Source organism: Winogradskyella poriferorum, assembly GCF_036553625.1.
Classification (GTDB): Bacteria; Bacteroidota; Bacteroidia; order Flavobacteriales; family Flavobacteriaceae; genus Winogradskyella; species Winogradskyella poriferorum.
Genome location: NZ_JAZHOU010000003.1, coordinates 371,459 through 392,074 on the forward strand (window position 1 = coordinate 371,459; position 20,616 = coordinate 392,074).

Genomic DNA, 20,616 nt, shown 5'->3' on the forward strand with positions numbered 1-20,616 from the left:
AAGATTCATAGATACAAAGTGGAAATCTAACAGAGATTTAGTATACTTGTTACACCAATAACAAAATACAATCAATAATGAAATTACTAGGAATAGGATCGCGAATTAATCATACAGAACATGGCAAAGGAGTTGTTACTAATGTCACCTCAAAACACTATTGGGTGACCTTTATAGATAAAGGTTTAGAGACCTTAGAGATCGATGAGGACTTTGAGGTTATTGAAGCAGCAGAGGGTGATGTAGATACTGTAAGCTTTTATGAGGTTGAAAAAAGCCTGAAAGACATTCTTAAAAAATGGTCAGATGTTTCTGAAGTGGTTTCCATTGCCGATAAGTGGAAAGGTGGTAAACTTATTTTAGAGCCTGGTGATACTAATCTACAGGGCAAAGAACTGCCAATAGATACCTTTTTTCATAAGATTACCATGGTACGTGATCGCTTGCGCGTAATGGAGCAAAAGATAAACTCAAGTAATCTTGAAGAGCAAGAAAAGATAGATTTACAACAATACATTACCAGAAGTTATGGTAGTTTAACAAGCTTTAATGTATTATTTAAGCTGAAAACACAGCAATTTGTTGGGCAGCGGTCTAAATAGTATTCAGTCGCAGTATGTCGTAGGCAGTTTCAGTAATTTGATACTTCTATCTAACAGTACTAATTAATTGATTAAAACTTTAATCCTTTAACCTCTCCCATATTCAAATCGAACACTAGGAATTTATGGGTTGTGGGTAATTTGGCGCCACTTTCTGTTGTGATCCATTGATCCCAAGACGCTTCAAGGCCATCAATAGGCAAAATATCTACCCACATTTGAAAGCTTTTTGGTAGTCCGTTTTTATCCAAATGCCATAGATAAGAATCTCCAGGAGTGGTGCCACCTTTGGTATAAGTTACAAGTAAGGATTTTTCACCCTCTTCTGATGTTACCAATCGACGTTCAGTTCCCTTGTCAAAGACTTTATAAGGTGCCACTAACCAAAAGGAATCATTATTAAAGTAGTCTGTAGCTTTATTGATGTAATCTAGTTTTTCAATACCGTTGTATTCGTCTTGACCAGCAAATACTTTAGAATTATCAGAATTTTCAAAGTCTAAAATAACGGTCATGGCATCCCACGATACTTCACATGTATAATCTGTTTTGTACCATTTGTAATGATGTCTGCCTTTAAAGGTCCATTCTATATAATCCGTATTAAGGTATGCTTCTTCGTTTAAGGCATTTAACATGCTAGTTGCTAATTGGTCAGCTTCTGTGCCTAGTTTTCCAGTAGGTAAGTCCTCGTTATACTTCAAATACATAAACCCAAAGAAGAGTAGTGTAGGTAATGTAAAGAACACTATGAGTCCTCCTATGATTTTAAATATGCGTTTAGTCTTTGAGGTTTTTGGCATTGTAATGTTATTGTTCATTACGAGTAATTAATTTTCAGTGCAATTGTAATTTGCCACAGAACAACATTACTCGTAATGAGTTGTATTATTAATTATCAGATTTGTAGCCCTTAGGACGTTTCCAGCGAACAGGAGCTTTTGGTTCTGGTTTTAGTTCAAATTCGTTGTCTTTTAAAAGCTTTAGAGCTTCTTGTACAGCACGTTCTAATTGAGGATCATTTCCTTTTGAAGTTTCTCTAGGATGCTGAATCACTTCAATATCTGGTGCTACACCTTCTCCTTCTACAGCCCATTCACCATTTACATCATAAAAACCTCCACGAGGTGCTACCATGCGTCCACCATCAATAAATGCAGGTGTATCCCAAGTACCAACGAGTCCTCCCCAAGTTCTTGTACCGATTAATGGTCCTAAGTTTCTCATTTTAAACATGTATGGTAGTAAATCACCACCAGAGCCAGCACGCTCGTTAATTAGCATTACTTTTGGTCCCCAAATACCAGCAATAGGTGTGGTCCAAGGGCGTTTATCGCCAGCTTTACTGTTAAAGTAACCGTAGATCTCTCTAGACATAATATCCATCATATAGTCTGCCGCAGAACCACCTCCATTATTACGTTCGTCTATAACAACCCCTTTTTTATCTTGCTGAGAGAAATAATACCTATTGAAAGAGGTAAAACCTCCACCACCAGTGTTTGGTACATAGACGTAAGCGAGTTTACCATTAGATAGTTCATCAACTTTACGACGGTTACTCTCAATCCAATCGATACTTCTTAAGCCACGTTCATTACTTACAGGTTTAACAAGAATGCTTCGAGCGTTGGTTAGTGTTGGTTGCGAATTTACCATTATGGTAATTTCTCTGCCTGCTGTTTGTTCTAACAAGGCATAAGGATTGGTTTTGCTATCTAATGCAGTTCCGTTAATCGCAAGGATGTAATCACCTTCTTTAACGTCAATACCTGGTTTTGCCAAAGGAGCATCAATATTAGGATTCCAACGTTCTCCAGTGTAAATTTTAGAAATCTTGAAGTTACCATTGGTTTTTTCAAAATCACAACCTAGCAACCCAACAGCTACACGGTCTACGTCAGGGAAATCACCACCAGAAACATAAGAATGTCCAACAGCAACTTCACCACTCATTATATCTACAACATAGTTTAAGTCTGTTCTGTGACGTACATGGTCTATCCAAGGTGCATACCATTTGTATACTTCGTCCCAAGGTGCACCATGCACATTATCTACATATAAGAAGTCTCTCATGTAACGCCAGCCTTCTTTAAAAATTTGATGCGCTTCAGCTTTAGGATCTAACTTTATTTTGATATCAATCTTTAAGTTGTCTTTTCCGGGTTTTGGTGGAGCAGAGGCACCTGTTAGTACCCAATTACCATTCTGAGATAGCAAAATAGATTTTCTGTCGTTAGAGGCTACCATGTCCCAAACACCTTCAGCAAAGTCTGAAGCTTTTTCTTTTTCAACATTATACGAATGTACTTTTAGTCCTCTGGAATTAGGAATAGCCTCAGCAATAAATATGTTATTTTTAGGGCCTTTTAGTAATGCTACATAGTTTCTCGCTGGTAAGTCTAAGGCAACAGCACGATCAAAAATACCATCTTCATCAATTGTTACCGTAACACCATCAGATGATTTTTTATCGTCCTTTTTATCCTCTTTCTTATTACCATTTTCCTTCTTTTCTTCCTCCATGTCACTTTTAGGAAGATTAGGCGCTTTGCCATCTTTACTTAAAACAACTGCGTATAAACTTCTGGTAAGATTTGCTGCAGGATCATAATTACTCATGTCTAACCAACCACTTTGCAATCCATAATTCGTACTTGCTAACGTATATAAGTATTTCCCAGACTCATCCCAAACAGGCGTGATGGCGTCAGCTATAGGATCTGTAATCTGAATCACTTTTTTAGAGTCTATGTTGTAAGCAAAAATCGCTTTAAAATGGTTGTCTTGCTGTTTAGCGTATGCTATCCACTTGCTGTCTGGTGACCAAACAGGATTCATAGAACGGTTAGGATGTGCATATCGATCTGTATCAATCTTTTTTGTTTTTTTAGTTTCAAGATTTATAATCCAAACGTTATAATGTGTGTCTGTATAGGCAATGTGCTTACCATCAGGAGACCAATCTGGTTGAAAATAAAACGTTGGATTTGGCAACGAAATCGCTTCGACATTATCACCATTTTGATCAGCTAGCATTAATTGGTATTCGCCGCTTTTGTCAGAAAACCAAGCAATTTTATCACCATTTGGTGACCAGATAGGATTTCGATCTGCAACAGCAGGAGAGTTGGTAATATTTTTCCATGTACCGTTTTCTTTAGGTACGGTAAAGATTTCACCACGATGTTCAAAAATAGCACGCTTTCCTGTTGGTGAAACATTAGGATTTATTAATTGTCTGGCAGAAACATTATCCCATTTTGTTCTGTAGAAATTGAGATCTGCTTTAACATCAATATTTAATTGCTTTGTTTTGTTTGTTGAAGGATTGAAAACATGAAGATAACCACCTTGTTCGTAAATCAATTTATCATCACTCGCATCTAAACTTTTTACATCAAACTTTTTATGAAAAGTCACTTGTTTTTCTTCTTTAGTTGAAGGATTAAAAGACCAGATGTTCATGGTATAATCGCGTTCGGACATAAAATATACCAGTCCGTTTAACCAAACAGGATCTAAATGACGCTCCTTTGTTGGTTGCGATGTTCTTACTAGGTCTTTTGTTTTTAAATCTACAACCCAAATAGGCATTGCTTGTCCACCACGATAGTTTCTCCACTCAGCATCCCAACCTGTAATAGGAGTATAGGCGAGATGTTTGCCATCTGGAGACATTTCTCCATAAGCTGCTCTGGGAATATCTAGAGCTTCTGGCAAACCACCATCTGTAGAGACTGTGAAAAATTTATTGGTCATGGTTGGCTGTGCTTCTCTTCCGGATCGGAATAATACTTTGCCGTCTGGTGTCCATCCTTGCACAAAATCACCACCAGGATGATAGGTAAGACGCTTAGGTTCACCTCCTTCAGCAGGCATAACAAATACATCAACATTGCCGTCGTATTGCGCAGTAAAGGCAATTAGTTTTCCGTCATTAGAAAAATGAGGATTAGACTCATAGCCTTCATCACTGGTTAATCGTATTGCTGTGCCACCATTTAGAGATGATTTCCAAAGGTCGTTGGCATATACAAAGACCACATCATCTCCATGAAGTGTAGGTTGTCTTAATAATTGTGTGCCTTGAGAAAATGAGAAAATAGAAGCGCATAGCGCTACAATTGCAATGTGATTTTTCATATCTGGTTGGTTTTAATGGTGGTTAATAGTTGATTGATGTAGCTAAAGATACGATATCCTTAAATTGAAAATTTTAAAACAATGTTAAAAACCAACAGCAGTATCGTCGCCTCTATGATCTGCACCACCTTCTAATGTGCCATTATCTAAAATTAAAATACCATCTACTTTGCCAATAACAGGTGAGCGCTTTAAGTTGATGGTATAGCCCAAGGCTTCTAATTCTTTAATGAGTTTGTCATCAAAACCATTTGGCTCCATTCGTATTTCATCTGGTAACCATTGATGATGAAAACGCGGAGCATCTACTGCATTTTGCATTGTAAGTCCAAACTCATGCACATTAAGAATGGTTTGTAATACAGAGGTTATAATTGTAGATCCACCAGGTGTGCCAACCGTCATATAGAGTTCGCCTTCTTTTTCTACAATAGTTGGTGTCATAGAACTCAACATGCGTTTTTCTGGCGCAATGCTATTAGCTTCTGCGCCAATAAGGCCAAAATAATTTGGTTCGCCAGGCTTGCTGCTAAAGTCGTCCATTTCATTATTAAGAAAAAACCCTAATTCTTCAGCATACAATTTAGAACCATAAGCACCATTTAGTGTCGTGGTTACAGCAATGGCATTACCGAATTGGTCTACGATAGAGTAGTGCGTGGTTTCATCACTTTCGTAACCCACAATATTACCATGTGATAAGTCATCTGATGGAGTCGGTTTTTCAAATGAAAAATTATTCATTCTATCTTGAAGATAGACATCACTCAATAAGGTTTCTGTTGGGATATCTACAAAATCTGGATCTCCTAAATAGTAGCTTCGGTCTGCATAAGCACGCTTTTCGGCTTCGATGATAACCTGAATGGTTTTTAAAGCGTTGTGACCATAATCATTTAAATCGAAGGGTTCAATCATTTTCATAATTTGCCCTAAGCAAATACCACCAGATGAAGGTGGAGACATGGAGGTAATGGTTAAATCATCGTATTCAAACGTTACAGGATTTCGCCATTTGGCTTCATATTTCTTTAAATCTTCAAGAGTAATGATACTGCCTTCAGATTGAAGAAATGATACGAGAGTTTCCGCGGTTTTGCCACTATAAAATTCATTTCTTCCATGATCAGAGATACGTTGAAGTGTGTGTGCTAAAGCTTTGTTTCTTATTGTATCTCCGGCTTTAATAGATTTGTTAAATAGTATTTGCTTTTTGTTTACGGCATTGAAAATGCTATCGTAAGCAGCGAATCGTTTTGCTTGTCTTTTGGTAACAACGAAGCCGTTATTTGCTAGTTCTATAACAGGTTTTAAGACGGTTTTTACATCGAGCTTACCATATTTTTGTTGGGCTTCAAATATACCTGCAATTGTTCCTGGAACTCCAATAGCCATGCTGCCAACAGTGCTTAGGTTCTTAATCACATTACCATTGTCATCGAGATACATGTTTTTTGTTGATGCCAGCGGAGCCTTTTCTCTATAATCTAATGCGCCTTTTGTGCCATCAGCTAATCTAAAAACCAGAAATCCACCACCACCAAGATTACCAGCATAAGGATAGGTTACAGCCAAAGCCATTTCGGTTGCCATCATAGCATCAAAAGCATTACCACCAAGTTTTAGAATTTGTACACCAATCTCTGAAGCCTCTTTTCTGGCACTAACAACCATTGCTTTTTCTGCAATAGTCCCACGTGTATTAACCTCTGTTTTATGCTGTTTTGATACATCTTTACAAGCAATAAAACTGAATAAAATTAATAATGTTAGAAAGCGGTTTTTCATAGTTCGAATTGCTTTTTTATTTTAATTAGTTTTGAGTTGCTGTAGGCTCTTAATTCTTCAAAAAATGTGGTAAACTCATGTTCAAATTCTGAGTAATGTTCTTTTAGCTCTTTAGTAGCTTCATTCATTTTAGATTTGCCTTTGGTACGTTTATTCATTCCATTTAATACAAGTTGAATACCTTCAACTGTGGCATAGCTTAAAAGCCAGTTGCCTTCAATCATTATTGGTGTTAAATGTTTGAAGCGATCTGGTAAAATTTCAAAATTAGCATTAAGACTTTGGTAAAAATCGTCTATATATTTTGCTAATGGAATATCTGAATATTGTTGCCAGTTTTTTGCCAAGAAATGGTCATAGAAAATATCAACTATAACTCCACTATAATGCCCATAATTTTTGTGTAAACGCTTGGTGCTTTGTCTAAAAGTAGGATGCGCATCTGTAAAGGTGTCAATAGCTCTGTGCAGCAAAATTCCAGCTTGAACTTTTTTAGGGTAAGCTTTGTATTTATTGCCTCTAATGCCATCGGCAACAAAATTTCCGATGGTTAAGAGCTCGTCGTCTCCAGATAGATAAATGTGGGCTAAAAAATTCATAGGCTCGAATTTACGAATTCATAATAACAAATTTCAAAAATCATTTTTAAAGCGTCTCTAACATCTTATATTTGCTTAAAATCAAAAATCTATGACTTTAATTAAATCAATTTCAGGAATTCGTGGAACAATTGGAGGTGCTGTTGAAGACAATTTAACACCAATAGATGCTGTAAAATTTGCAGCAGCTTACGGTACTTGGCTAAAACAACAACGCAGTAAGGATAACTATAGAGTTGTGGTTGGTAGAGATGCACGTATCTCTGGTGAAATGATTCAGAGTTTAGTAATGAACACCTTAGTTGGTATGGGAATTCATGTTATAGATTTAGGCCTATCAACAACACCTACCGTTGAGGTTGCTGTACCAATGGAACATGCAGATGGTGGTATTATTTTAACAGCAAGCCATAACCCAAAACAATGGAATGCTTTAAAATTATTGAATCATAAAGGTGAGTTTTTAAATGGAGTAGAAGGCAAGAAGATTCTTGATATTGCTGCATCTAACGATATGACTTTTGCTGAGGTGGATGACCTTGGTAAGATTACTAAAAACGATGCGTATATCGATTTGCATATCGATGAGGTTTTAGATTTACCGTTAGTCAACAAAGATGCTATTGAAGCCGCTAATTTTAAAGTTGTAGTTGATGGTGTAAATTCTACAGGAGGTATTGCGATTCCATTATTATTAGAGCGTTTAGGTGTTGAACCTGTAAAATTGTATTGCGAACCAACAGGTCATTTTCCGCATAATCCAGAGCCTTTAAAGGAGCACTTAGGTGATTTAGCAAAAGCTGTGGTAAAAGAACATGCTGATTTTGGTATAGTAGTAGATCCAGATGTAGATCGTTTGGCCTTTATGGATGAAAAAGGAGAAATGTTTGGTGAAGAATATACTTTAGTGGCTTGTGCAGACTATGTGTTGAGTAAAAATCCAGGGAATACCGTTAGTAATATGAGTTCTACACGTGCCTTACGCGATGTTACCGAAAAGCATGGAGGAACTTACGAAGCCAGTGCAGTTGGTGAGGTAAATGTGGTAGAATTGATGAAGAAAAATAATGTGGTTATTGGTGGTGAAGGTAATGGAGGAATTATTTATCCTGAGTTACATTATGGACGCGATGCGTTAGTTGGTGTGGCTTTATTCTTAAGTCTTTTAGCAGAGAAAAAGATGTCGGTAAGTTCATTACGTGCAACGTATCCGAATTACTACATGAGTAAGAAGAAAATTCAATTAACACCACAATTAGATGTTGATGCTATTTTAAAAACTATGGAAGCTAATTACAGTCACGAAACATTAACAACCATAGATGGTGTAAAAATTGATTTTGCAGAAAGTTGGGTACACTTAAGGAAGAGTAATACCGAACCTATTATTCGTATTTATACAGAAGCTCAGTCGCAAGAAGCTGCAGATGATTTAGCAGATCGTTTTATTGCAGAAATTAAAGCTATCGCTAATATTTAGTATATTTAAGTTATGATTTCTGAAGCAACAACACATAACACATCAACGCTTGAAGCTTATTTTGAGCAATTTAGAAAACACATTGTTGGTCAAGATCAGACATTTGTATCTCCTTTTGGTGAACAAAAAATAATCTATACAGATTGGACGGCTTCAGGACGTTTGTATAGACCAATAGAAGAAAAACTACTTAATGAGTTTGGCCCTTTTGTAGCTAATACTCATACTGAAACGACGGTTTCTGGTACAGCTATGACAAAAGCGTATCACAAAGCCAAACACATTATAAAAAACCATGTTAATGCTAATGAGGACGATGTTTTAATTGTTACTGGTAATGGAATGACAGGTGTAGTTAATAAGTTTCAACGTATTTTAGGACTAAAAATTCCTGAGAATCTAAGAGAGTATACAACTGTGCCAGATGAAATGCGACCTGTTGTTTTTATCTCACATATGGAGCATCACTCTAACCAAACCTCATGGTTAGAAACCATTGCAAAAGTAGAAGTAGTGCCACCAGACGATAACGGTTTATTCTGTTTAAATAATCTTGAAGTATTACTAGAACAGTATAAAGACAGAACATTAAAAATTTGCTCTATTGTTGGTGGATCTAATGTTACAGGCATACAAACACCATATCATAAGGCAGCTAAGCTTATGCATCAGCATGGAGGTGTGTGTTTTGTGGATTTTGCATGTTCGGCACCTTATGTAGATATAGATATGAACCCAGAAGATGAAGAAGAACAGCTTGATGCTATATTTTTCTCACCACATAAATTTTTAGGTGGACCAGGTACTTCTGGTGTGTTGGTTTTCAATAAGAAATTATACCATAATATGGTACCAGATTGTCCTGGTGGAGGTACTGTAAGTTGGACGAATCCTTGGGGAGAGCATAAATACATTGATAACATTGAAGACAGAGAAGATGGTGGTACACCAGGATTTCTTCAAACTATAAAAACGGCTTTATCTATTAAGCTGAAAGAGCAAATGGGAGTTAGTAATATCCTTGAGCGCGAGCATGAGCTTATAGATATTATTTTCAATAAGCTTCAACCGGTTTCTAACATTAATATTTTGGCTGGTCAGCATCAAGATCGTTTGGGTGTTATTTCTTTTTACATTGATGATTTGCATTACAACCTTGGTGTAAAATTACTAAACGACAGATTTGGAATACAAACTCGTGGAGGTTGCAGTTGTGCAGGTACGTATGGACATTTTTTATTACACGTAGATCAGCAAACATCTAAAGAGCTTACGGACGAGATTTCTATTGGAGATTTAGTCCGCAAGCCAGGTTGGATACGTATGTCTATTCATCCAACAACAACCAATGAAGAGATTGAGTATGTTTGTAATAGTATTGTTGACTTAGCCAAAAATCACGAGGAATGGGCTAAAGACTATGAATACTCTCGTTGCAATAACGAATTTATCCATAAATCTTTAATCGATAAACCATGTACTACGACTAATGTAGATGGTTGGTTTGATTTGGATTAATAACCATCAAACTTATATTTTATTTAAAACGTTCAGGAACCTTGTCTCTGTGCTTCCAACGTTTATGTGTCCAAAGATAATATTGAGGAGCTTCTTTAATTTGTTGTTCAACTAGTTTAAAGAAGATATCTGTAATTTCGTAGTCTTTATATTCTTTAGGGTTTTCTGTAATTGTTTGAAATGTGGTTTCGTAGTATCCTCTTTTTAATCGTTTTACACTAAAAAATACAACAGCCATATCAAGCTTTTTTGCAAGCATTTCTGCGCCAGTGTACATAGGTACTTTTATACCCATAAAATCATTCCAGTGGAAGGCTTTATTTGCTTTTGGGGATTGATCTGAGACAAATCCGTTAATCGTTAGTTCTCCTTTACTTTTGGCTTTTGCAAGAATGTCAAATGTTTCTTTTGTAGTAATTAAATGTGAATTGTACTTAGCACGTATTCTCTTTACTAGTTTGTCAAAATGTTTATTAGCTAGTCTTTTATACACAGCATAACCTTTATACTTCAAGTAAGTTTGTAATATAAATATCCACTCCCAACTGCCATAATGAGCGCACATAAGTATAATGCTGCGTTCTTTTTCTTCAAGCTTATGTAGTTCTTCAATATTGGTAAACTTGAAACGCTTTTTCATTTCTTTCTCAGAAATAGTTAAAGATTTAATAGCTTCAACTATCATATCACATAAATGATGATAAAATTGACTAGTAATGGTAGCTATTTCCTTTTCAGGTTTATCAGGAAATACCAGACGAAGATTCTCTTTTACAGTAGACTTTCTATATCCGAAAATTTTAAAAAGAAAGATGTATAATACATCAGAAAGACCATAGAGTAATCTAAACGGCAAAATAGAAATTAACCAAAGAATAGGATAAATGAGAATATAGGCAATAAGTTGCATGAAAGTATGTTAGTTTTGCAACAGCAAATATATGCTATATTTGATTTATAAGATTAGAGTTTATGTACAATTTAGATTCCGTTACTGTTGCAATTATTGCAGCTAATGTTATAATGTCTTTAAAAGGTTTTGATGATCGTTTATTTTTTGAAAAGTATAAGTTTAATGTAGGTAGTATAAGACGTGGAGAACAAATAAGAATGTTTAGTTCTGGCTTTTTACATGCAGATTCTAAGCATCTATTGTTTAATATGGTAACGCTTTTCTTTTTTGCTCATACCGTTATAAAAGACCTTGGAAACATAAATTTTATAACTGTTTATTTGGCAAGTTTAATTTTTGGAAATTTACTCTCATTGTATTTTCACAAAGAAGAGTTTTGGTATAGTGCTATTGGAGCAAGTGGTGCGGTAACTGGCGTGTTATACTCGGCTATTTTATTAGAACCGAATATGCGAATTAATTTTATACCAGGCTATATATTTGGTATTGGTTATCTTCTATATTCCATATACGGAATGAAAAACAGAGTTGGAAACATAGGCCACGATGCACACTTTGGTGGTGCTGTAGGAGGTTACGCTGTGACTTTAATTTTAAAACCCAGTTTATTTGAAACCGATTTAGCTCACATAGGTTTATTAGCCATTCCTATAATTATTTTGTTTGTGCTTTATAAAACCGGCAAATTACATTAAAAAGAAAAAGCCTGCATAGTGCAGGCTTTTTTATATCAAAAAATCACGCAAATTAAGGATTACCAAGAAGCTCTTTAATTTTAAGCTCTAGCGCAGCACCTCTTAAATTTTTTGCTACGATTTTACCTTCCTCGTCTAAGATGTAAGTGGCAGGTATAGATTTTATATTGTATTGCTTAGCAACAGGATCGTTAAAGTACATTAGGCTAGATAAATGGTTCCATTCTAATCCATCTTTTTCTATGGCATCTAACCACGCTTTTTTAGGATCTTTTTGATTTGGTGCACCATCTAATGAGATACCAATAATTTCTAAACCTTTATCATGGTATTGCTCGTATACCTTAACCACATTAGGGTTTTCTCTTCTGCAAGGACCACACCATGCTGCCCAAAAATCGATAATAGTTACTTTTCCTTTTAAGTCATTTAAACTTACTGTTTCACCCTCTGGTGTTTTAGACTCAAAGTTTGGGGCTATCTTACCTAAATCTAAATGAGCTATTTTTTCGTATTCTTTATAAAGTTCGTCTAGTCTTTGCTTTACAATTTGACCTCTTTTAGATTCCTTTAAATTGGCAGGAAAACTTTCAAAAATCTCTTTGTATTTTACAACATCAAAAGTAGGTCTACTAGATTCTAATTGAATAAGATTTAAACTAAAATAACTATCGTTATTGTTTTCTACAAAGCTAAGTGGATACGCCGATTGTCTTTGTCTCATATTATCCATAGCTTTCTTAATAGAATCTCTAGTTTCTGGTGCAGGCTCTTGTCCTAATTCTTGAAATCTTTTCATAATTGCCTCTCCTTCTTTTCTAAATTCTAGCATTCCATTCTGAAAATCTTCATAACTTTTGTTAGATTCAGAACCAGTAACCTTAGAATCCATTGGCATTTTAGAATTGAAATCTATATTTATATCGCTGTTCTCAAGCATAAAAACCATATTTCCCGGAGTTCCATCGGCAGATAAAAAATATACACCAGGTTCTTCAACAGCACCTTTAATATTAAATTTTCCATCCATTACAACGGCAGAGTCTTTTATAACTTGTTTTCCTTTTTCATCAATTTGAGCCAAACGTACTCTAACACCATTGTGTATGCCTTCAGCATTACCATTTATAACATATCCTGTTTCTTTACTTTCATTACAACTTGCAAATACAAGTGTTACAACTAATAAGATTAGTAATTTTTTCATTTTTATCATTTTCAATTTTTGCTTAGCAAATATAACAACCTAGGCTGATTATTCTAAGATTTCGATGTGAATTAAATCTTAAATAGAATTCTTTAACTTTTTAACAATCCCATATTTTACAATACTTTTGTAATAAATCTAATGACTATGCAAAATGATACCATTGTAGCCTTGGCAACACCATCAGGTAGTGGCGCTATTGCTATTATAAGATTATCTGGTAAAGACGCTATTGCGATAGCCTCTTCTGCTTTTAAATCTGTTTCTGGTAAAAATCTTAAAAATCAATCTACTCATACGATTCATTTAGGTCATATTATAGATGGTAGTAAGACTATAGATGAGGTTTTGGTGTCTGTTTTTAAAAACCCAAATTCGTATACAGGTGAAGATGTTATAGAAGTGTCATGTCATGGATCGCCTTACATTCAACAAGAAATTATACAACTATTTTTGCGACAAGGTTGTAGAATGGCAAATGCTGGTGAGTTTACACTTCGTGCATTTTTAAACGGTAAATTAGATTTAAGTCAGGCAGAAGCAGTTGCAGATTTAATAAGTAGTGATAATGAAGCTTCACACCAAATTGCTATGCAACAAATGCGTGGAGGTTTTTCTTCTGAGATAGCCAAGTTGAGAGCAGAGCTTTTAAACTTTGCATCTCTAATTGAGTTAGAATTAGATTTTGCAGAAGAAGATGTTGAGTTTGCAGACAGAACTCAATTTAAAGAATTAATAGAGCGCATCACTTTTGTATTAAAGCGTTTAATAGACTCTTTTGCTGTTGGTAATGTGATTAAAAATGGCATTCCTGTAGCCATTGTAGGTGAACCTAATGTTGGTAAATCCACACTTCTTAATGCATTATTAAATGAAGAGCGTGCCATAGTTTCTGAAATTGCTGGTACTACAAGAGATACTATTGAAGACGAAATTTCCATTGGAGGTATCGGTTTTCGATTTATTGATACAGCAGGAATAAGAGAGACCAAGGATGTGGTTGAAAGTATAGGTATAAAAAAGACTTTTGAAAAAATAGAGCAATCTCAAGTAACGATTTATCTTTTTGATGCCAGCAAAAATATAAATGCTCTTGAAGATGTAAGAATTGAGATTGAAAAGATAAGAAATAAATACCCTCAAAAACCATTATTGGTTATAGCTAACAAAATAGATCAATTGGATGATACTCAATTGGCAAAGATTAATTCTACTATTGCAGATGTTTTACTACTCTCTGCTAAAACAGGATTTGGTGTTGAGCAATTAACAAATTCATTATTAAATCTTATAAATACTGGTGCTTTACGAAATAATGAAACCATAGTGACCAATACTCGACATTATGATGCTCTTTTAAAGGCTTTTGAAGAGATTCAAAAAGTGAAATATGGTTTAGAAACAGGGCTTTCAGGCGATTTGTTGGCTATAGACATTCGCCAAGCCTTATATCATTTTGGTGAAATTACAGGTGAGATTACAAATGATGACTTACTTGGTAATATTTTTGCTAATTTCTGTATCGGGAAGTAACTTACTTTCTTTTATTTGTTAATACCTTGTTATTGTTGATTTTATAGTGTTTTATCTTCTTTTATTTGTTGCTTATTTACTCTTTTTTGATTAAATTTGTTGTATATCTGTTGCCTTAAATATGGATTTGTTGCCCAAATCTGTTGGCAAAAATAAAGGCGAAATGATGCACCATAACGCACCACGTTGCACCATTACGCTACATAAAGCACCATTTATGAGCAGTAATTTATTCATTCCTAAAACTTGTAAGCATTGCGGTAATGCCTTCACAGCACGTACAACAGTTACTAAATACTGTGGCGATACTTGTGCAAAAAGAGCATATAAGGCACGTAAGCGTAAAGAAAAAATCCAAGCTACTCTTACTGAAGATATGCAACAGCAAAAACAAGTTGTTGAAGTTCACAATCCTAATGCTGTAAATAACAAAGATTTTTTAAGCGTTACAGAAGCCTCACAACTTATTGGTGTGAGTAGATGGACCATTCAAAGAATGATTCAACAAGGACGTTTAAAAGCAGTTCCTTTTGGTAGAAAGCGTATTGTGGCCAGATGGCAAATAGAAAACCTCTTTAATTAATTCCATTATGAAAGTAACATTAAGACAACGCAAGAAAAACGACAAAATAAGCCTGTATTTAGATTACTATCATAAAGGTAAACGTAAAACCGAATACTTACGCTTATACCTTACACCAAATCCTAAAACCAAAACGGAAAGAGAGGTAAATAGGAAAACGAAGCAACTTGCAGAAACTATTTGTGCACAACGACAGATTGAAATTCAAAACGGTATTTATGGCTTTCAAGATATTGAAAAGCTAAAAGGCAGTTTTATTACTTATATCACAGCTTTAGCAGAAAAGAAAAATACAAGCTCTGGCAACTATGGAAATTGGAATAGTATGCTAAAACATTTAAAAAAGTTTTGTCCAACTGATGTTAGTTTTCAAGACATAGACAAATCATTTGTTGAGCGTTTCAAAGAGTATTTAGATAAAGATGCAATAAGTAGAGCAGGTAAAAAACTGTCTCAAAATTCAAAATATTCATATTTCGGAAAATTTTCAGCAGCATTAAAACAGGCGGTCAAGGATGGTATTTTAAAAGTAAATCCTGCAAATGGTGTTGAATACTTCAAACAAGGCGAACCTCAACGAGAATTTTTAACGCTTGATGAATTACAAAAAGTAGTTAATACAGAATGTGAACTGCCTATTTTAAAGAATGCTTTTATTTTTTCAGCTTTAACCGGATTACGTTGGTCAGATATTGAAAAACTAATATGGTCAGAAATCCAGCACTCTAAAGAAATGGGATATTATATCAGGTTTAGACAAAAGAAAACTAAAGGTGTTGAAACCTTACCAATATCAGACCAAGCAAGAAATCTATTAGGAGAAAAAGGTAATCCAGATGATAAAGTGTTTGATGGCTTACATTATAGTGCCTGGTCTAACTTAAAGCTACAACAATGGATGATGAAAGCAGGTATTACTAAAAATATAACCTTCCATTGCGCGCGCCATACCTACGCTACCTTACAATTAACATTGGGTACAGACATATATACAGTATCAAAATTATTAGGTCATAAAGAATTACGCACTACACAGATATATGCTAAAGTAATTGACGATAAAAAGAAAGAAGCTGCTAACCGTATTCAACTGGATTTATAATGAAAGGAAGTGTATTTTCAAGTTTGGTTTCTATAACCAATGGCTTACATAGAGATAATAGACAAAAAAAGGATTTTAAATACCTACTGTCTGATTTTAAATTGAATCCAAAAGCCAATAATGCAGTTTTTAAAGTAAACTTTAAAAAGCCTTTAAATGCGAAAAAAGAATACTACCAAAAGCTAATCTTTGTTGAAACAGAAAATACAGTAGCATCATTTTCAAAAGAATTTCCCGTAAATGCAACTACACCGGAAAATAAATATAGCTATACTATTCTACTTAATAAATTTGATAAGTACTTAAATGACATTGCAACTTATATCAATAAGAGAGGAATAACAGCAGATTTAAATAATGATGATAATTATATCATAAACTACTTAAAAGTGTCTGCTATAAGATTGTATGCTGAACTACAAGAGCAATACGGTCAGTTTTCAGAAAACACAACATTTTCTATTTCAGAAATTGCAGAAAAATACTTTAATGATGAAACTTTTGATGTTAATGTGATAGAAAAGAGCACCACTAAAAAAGTTGCTACCAAAAAAACATCAAAAACGAAAGCAAAACCAAAGACTTCTTTCGGATATAAAAGTAATGACACTTCAACTTTGCTAACTGTGCTCAAACTGGTAAATCTAAAAATAGATTTGTTAGATAACCGTACAACTGTAGAACAGTTGCACGAACTCTTATTAGCAAAAGATTTCACAAATACAGAATCGCAAATTTATCTTCAATGCGAGACGACACAGTTTAGTTACCTTGTAACAAAACTTAAACCATTTTTTATTTATTTCAATCCTACGGCAATAGAACGTTCTGGAAAATTTGTTACCAAAACAGGTACGCTATTAAAGGCTAATAATCTTCACAAAAACAAAGTTCATAACCCAAAAGAAAAGGAAGAAATAGATAACATTATCCAACAACTGCAATAAAAAACAGTAAGAATAGTAAGAAACCTTACTGTTGTCTTACCCTTGTTTTACACTCTTACTAAAATCGAGAAGCCAATTTTGAACCTTTGTCCTGTTCTTGAAAACCAAGAATGACATTTGGCCAGATGTCCATTTACTAAAAACTAAAATTTTATTAGTTATGGACGAAATATTAGAACGTCTCAAAATTATTGAACAGCACGTTTTAGACAGAAACATTATTGTAAAAAACGTATTGAGCTTCAACGAAGCGTGTAAGTTTTTGGAATTATCACAATCCCATTTATACAAACTTACAAGTACAGGAACCATTCCACATTATAAACCGAATGGAAAGAAAATTTATTTTAACAGAGTCGAATTAGAAGAATGGTTATTAAGTAACCGTGTTGATTCACAAGATGAAATCGAACAGCAAGCTGCCGATTACCTAATTAAGAAAGGAGCGGTGAAGTTATGACTGAAATAATCGATTTAATCTTGGCACTCTCGCAAGATATAAAGGACTTAAAAGCACGTATCGAATTGTTGCGACAATCGAGAGCAGAAGTATTAAAGGATACGTGGATAGACAATCAAGATGTATTGCAGACTTTACATATTAGTAAGCGTACGTTGCAAACTTTAAGAACCAATGGCACTTTGCCTTACAGCAAAGTAAAAGGTAAATTTTACTATAGAGTTGCTGACATAGAGCAATTGCTTCAAGATAACTACTACAACCATAATTTCAAGCAAGATGGAAATAAGTAGAGAAGCAATTTTAGACAAAACACATTATGGCTTAAAGATTTATGCCTATGTGTTAAGACAGTATTATCCTGATACAACAGTCCTTTCCGTAAAAGGAAGGGACTGCGGGATAACTCGTAACCCATTTAATGGTGGAAAAGAAACTTTACGGATTCATATTGATGGAGTGATTGCAACCCATAGAGATACCGAACTAAAAACCTTTAACGGTGATGTATTTGAATTTGCCAAATATCATTTTAAAACTATTGATGAAGCTGATTTATTGCAGAAAATAAATGAAGCAGTACATCTGAATTTAGAAATCAAAGAAAATGACGAGTTAGAATGGTTAAACGAACCAGACGATACCTGGTATGCTTACTGTAGCTTTTTCAAAGCACCTGTTCGTAATGTATTTCCTGCGGAAACATTGCGACTGCATCAAATATTTGCATTAATCACAAGTGATAAATACAAAAGGATTACTGAAGAATTAAGAGCAATTACCAATGTAAAAGAAGCACGTAAATTCAAAGCAAATCGCTTTGATTACGTAACACTTTCAGGAACATTTGAAAAACGAAGTGATAACAATTTGCTAAAGCATTCTAATCTATTAACGATTGATTTTGACCATTTAGAGAATTTACAAGAGTTAAGAACACAACTCTTAAATGATGAATATTTTGAAACCGAAATGCTATTCATATCACCATCTGGTGATGGTTTAAAATGGATTATTAGAATAGATGTTTCAGAAGTATCACATTCAGAATATTTCACAGCAGTAGCAAATTACATTAAACACAATTATAACATTGAGGTTGACCAGTCAGGTAAAGACGTTTCCAGAGCGTGTTTTTTACCATATGACCCAACAGCCTTTCTACATAAAAGACATCAAGCATTATGACAAAAATATTTAACCCAAAAGATTGGTTAGAAGTTCCTAAAGAGCAACCTCAACCAAAAAGCAACACGGCAACAACTAATGTTGTTGCTGTTGCTGATAACGACATTGAATCCTACATTTCAGCAATCGAGCAATCAGGTTTGGACATAACAGGAAACTATGCAACTTGGAGAGATTTAGGTTTTGCTTTAGCTGAAGAATATGGAGAAACAGGAAGAGATTATTTCCACCGAATAAGCAAAAATTATGCAGGTTACGATGCCAAAGAGTGTGACGCACAATTCAACAAATGCCTAAACGCAAAAGGACACGGAATTACTATTGCTACCTTTTACCATAACGCACATCAATCAGGTATCAAACCGACCAAACAACAGTACAACAACGAAGTTGCAACAAACGTTGCAACTATTGTTGATACACCCAACCAAGCAATGCCAACAATACCGGATGAGGTATTTAATACCTTACCGCAGTTTTTACAACAAGTTGTAAATCCAGCGAGCAGTCAAGAGGAAAAGGACATTTTGTTGTTAGGAGCTTTAACGGCTTTTAGTGCCTGCTTTCCTAAACTCTTTGGTATCTACGACCAACGTAAGGTGTTTGCTAATTTATATCTTTTTGTAACTGCACCTGCATCTGCAGGTAAAGGCAGGCTTAATCAAATTAAAAATTTGGTAGAACCTGTTCACAAGTTAAAACGGGAACAAGCCAAAGTTCTAAAGCAACAATTTAATACAGAAATGGCAACTTATAATATGAACAAGGGTAAAGATGAAAACTTGGAAAAACCAAGTAAACCACCAGAAAGAATGCTGTTTATTCCTGCTAACAATAGTGTAACAGGCGTATATCAATTAATTTCTGATAATAAAGGCAGAGGGTTAATTTTTGAAACCGAAGGCGATACGTTAGCACAAGCCTTTAAAAGCGATTATGGTAATTATTCCGATGGTTTTCGTAAAGCCTTTCATCACGAAACTATAAGCTATTATCGCAGAACAGATAGAGAATATGTAGATATTGAGAAACCGTGTTTGTCAACAGTATTATCAGGCACACCTAAACAAGTGGCAACCTTAATACCCAACGCAGAAAATGGTTTGTTTAGTCGTTTTATGTTTTACTATATGAATATAAAACCAACTTGGAAAAACGTGTTTCAAAATAGCAATAAAGTAGGTTTAGACGATTACTACAACCAATTGGGTAGCGAGTTTTTAGAACTGTACAAAACGCTAAAAAACAATCCAGAGATTGAAATACGGTTAACTACAACCCAACAACAGCAATTCAATACGTTTTTTGAATCCTTACAGACCAAATACATCAACCTACAACCCGAAGAGTACATTGCAACAATAAGACGTTTAGGTTTAATTGCGTTTAGGATAATGATGCTATTTACAGCCTTTCGCATTATGGAAGATGGCGATGTAAACACAACTAAAGAATGTGAGGATATAGATTTTGAAAACGCACTAACCATAATTTCAATTTTAGTGAAGCACAGTAGTAAAGTCTTTAATGATTTACCTATTGAGCAAAAAGCAACAAAACGTTTAAATAGAAAAGAACGCTTTTTAGAGAGTTTACCAAAGCAATTTAACAGACAGGAGTATTTAGATTTAGCTACAAATCAGAGCATCCCACACAAAACCGCAGAAGGCTATATGACTAAATTTGTTGATGCAGGATTAATACACAGAGAAGCCCACAACAACTATTCAAATCCTGCAAAGATATAGTTAAGGATTTCGAGGATTTAAGGATATGATTAAATGGATTTCCTCAAATCCTCAACTTCCTCAAATGTCACATTGAGCGCAGTCGAAATGCTGTTAATAACTGT

18 protein-coding genes are annotated in these 20,616 nt (G+C 34.7%); 12 read left to right on the plus strand and 6 right to left on the minus strand.

Annotated elements, in window-relative coordinates; all coding sequences use genetic code 11:
- Nucleotides 1-77: 77 nt before the first annotated feature.
- Nucleotides 78-602 carry a hypothetical protein gene (locus V1468_RS11255; protein ID WP_331810343.1) on the plus strand — a complete coding sequence of 175 codons (525 nt, stop codon included), beginning with the start codon at nt 78-80 and terminating at the stop codon, nt 600-602.
- A 71-nt stretch (nt 603-673) separates the two neighbouring features.
- Here the strand turns inward: V1468_RS11255 and V1468_RS11260 are convergent, their stop codons facing one another.
- The 4 genes from V1468_RS11260 to V1468_RS11275 form a co-directional block, all read right to left on the minus strand.
- Nucleotides 674-1,423, minus strand: a complete 750-nt coding sequence (locus tag V1468_RS11260) for a hypothetical protein (RefSeq protein ID WP_331810344.1) — start codon at nt 1,421-1,423, stop codon at nt 674-676.
- 70 nt (nt 1,424-1,493) lie between these two features.
- Complete coding sequence (locus tag V1468_RS11265) at nt 1,494-4,751, minus strand: S41 family peptidase (RefSeq protein ID WP_331810345.1); 3,258 nt, start codon at nt 4,749-4,751, stop codon at nt 1,494-1,496.
- Nucleotides 4,752-4,835: 84 nt separating this feature from the next.
- Nucleotides 4,836-6,539, minus strand: a complete 1,704-nt coding sequence (gene ggt / locus V1468_RS11270) for a gamma-glutamyltransferase (protein ID WP_331810346.1) — start codon at nt 6,537-6,539, stop codon at nt 4,836-4,838.
- Nucleotides 6,536-7,138 (minus strand): acyl carrier protein phosphodiesterase, encoded by a 603-nt coding sequence (locus tag V1468_RS11275; RefSeq protein ID WP_331810347.1) that lies wholly within the window; start codon nt 7,136-7,138, stop codon nt 6,536-6,538. The genes ggt and V1468_RS11275 overlap by 4 nt, the downstream gene beginning before the upstream one ends.
- 91 nt (nt 7,139-7,229) lie before the next feature.
- Between V1468_RS11275 and glmM the strand changes: the two genes are divergently transcribed.
- Both glmM and V1468_RS11285 read left to right on the plus strand, forming a co-directional pair.
- Entirely contained in the window at nt 7,230-8,618 is a 1,389-nt protein-coding gene (gene glmM / locus V1468_RS11280) for a phosphoglucosamine mutase (protein WP_331810348.1), read from the plus strand.
- Nucleotides 8,619-8,630: 12 nt separating this feature from the next.
- Nucleotides 8,631-10,136 carry an aminotransferase class V-fold PLP-dependent enzyme gene (locus V1468_RS11285; RefSeq protein ID WP_331810349.1) on the plus strand — a complete coding sequence of 502 codons (1,506 nt, stop codon included), beginning with the start codon at nt 8,631-8,633 and terminating at the stop codon, nt 10,134-10,136.
- 19 nt (nt 10,137-10,155) lie between these two features.
- Here V1468_RS11285 and V1468_RS11290 read toward each other — a convergent pair whose 3' ends face one another.
- A complete protein-coding gene (locus V1468_RS11290; protein WP_331810350.1) occupies nt 10,156-11,046 on the minus strand; it encodes a lysophospholipid acyltransferase family protein in 891 nt (296 codons plus the stop codon).
- Between the two features lie 62 nt (nt 11,047-11,108).
- Between V1468_RS11290 and V1468_RS11295 the strand changes: the two genes are divergently transcribed.
- On the plus strand, nt 11,109-11,744 hold the full coding sequence (locus V1468_RS11295; protein WP_331810351.1) for a rhomboid family intramembrane serine protease: 636 nt from the start codon (nt 11,109-11,111) through the stop codon (nt 11,742-11,744).
- Nucleotides 11,745-11,796: 52 nt separating this feature from the next.
- On the opposite strand, the gene V1468_RS11300 is transcribed toward V1468_RS11295, so the two are convergent.
- Nucleotides 11,797-12,951, minus strand: a complete 1,155-nt coding sequence (locus tag V1468_RS11300; RefSeq protein WP_331810352.1) for a TlpA disulfide reductase family protein — start codon at nt 12,949-12,951, stop codon at nt 11,797-11,799.
- 147 nt (nt 12,952-13,098) lie between these two features.
- Between V1468_RS11300 and mnmE the strand changes: the two genes are divergently transcribed.
- From mnmE to V1468_RS11340, 8 genes are all read left to right on the plus strand, one after another.
- Nucleotides 13,099-14,484, plus strand: a complete 1,386-nt coding sequence (gene mnmE, locus V1468_RS11305; RefSeq protein WP_408647365.1) for a tRNA uridine-5-carboxymethylaminomethyl(34) synthesis GTPase MnmE — start codon at nt 13,099-13,101, stop codon at nt 14,482-14,484.
- Between the two features lie 121 nt (nt 14,485-14,605).
- Complete coding sequence (locus V1468_RS11310; RefSeq protein ID WP_331810354.1) at nt 14,606-15,067, plus strand: helix-turn-helix domain-containing protein; 462 nt, start codon at nt 14,606-14,608, stop codon at nt 15,065-15,067.
- A 7-nt stretch (nt 15,068-15,074) separates the two neighbouring features.
- Nucleotides 15,075-16,169, plus strand: a complete 1,095-nt coding sequence (locus V1468_RS11315; protein ID WP_036122932.1) for a site-specific integrase — start codon at nt 15,075-15,077, stop codon at nt 16,167-16,169.
- Entirely contained in the window at nt 16,169-17,116 is a 948-nt protein-coding gene (locus V1468_RS11320; RefSeq protein ID WP_331810355.1) for a DUF6617 family protein, read from the plus strand. Before V1468_RS11315 ends, V1468_RS11320 begins: the two co-directional genes overlap by 1 nt.
- Before the next feature lie 160 nt (nt 17,117-17,276).
- A complete protein-coding gene (locus V1468_RS11325; protein ID WP_036122936.1) occupies nt 17,277-17,576 on the plus strand; it encodes a helix-turn-helix domain-containing protein in 300 nt (99 codons plus the stop codon).
- The gene (locus V1468_RS11330) at nt 17,573-17,869 is read left to right on the plus strand and encodes a helix-turn-helix domain-containing protein (RefSeq protein WP_027879784.1); all 297 of its coding nucleotides are present in this window, start codon (nt 17,573-17,575) and stop codon (nt 17,867-17,869) included. Before V1468_RS11325 ends, V1468_RS11330 begins: the two co-directional genes overlap by 4 nt.
- A complete protein-coding gene (locus V1468_RS11335) occupies nt 17,856-18,764 on the plus strand; it encodes a BT4734/BF3469 family protein (protein ID WP_147130649.1) in 909 nt (302 codons plus the stop codon). The genes V1468_RS11330 and V1468_RS11335 overlap by 14 nt, the downstream gene beginning before the upstream one ends.
- The gene (locus tag V1468_RS11340) at nt 18,761-20,512 is read left to right on the plus strand and encodes a DUF3987 domain-containing protein (RefSeq protein ID WP_331810356.1); all 1,752 of its coding nucleotides are present in this window, start codon (nt 18,761-18,763) and stop codon (nt 20,510-20,512) included. The genes V1468_RS11335 and V1468_RS11340 overlap by 4 nt, the downstream gene beginning before the upstream one ends.
- Nucleotides 20,513-20,616: the final 104 nt, after the last annotated feature.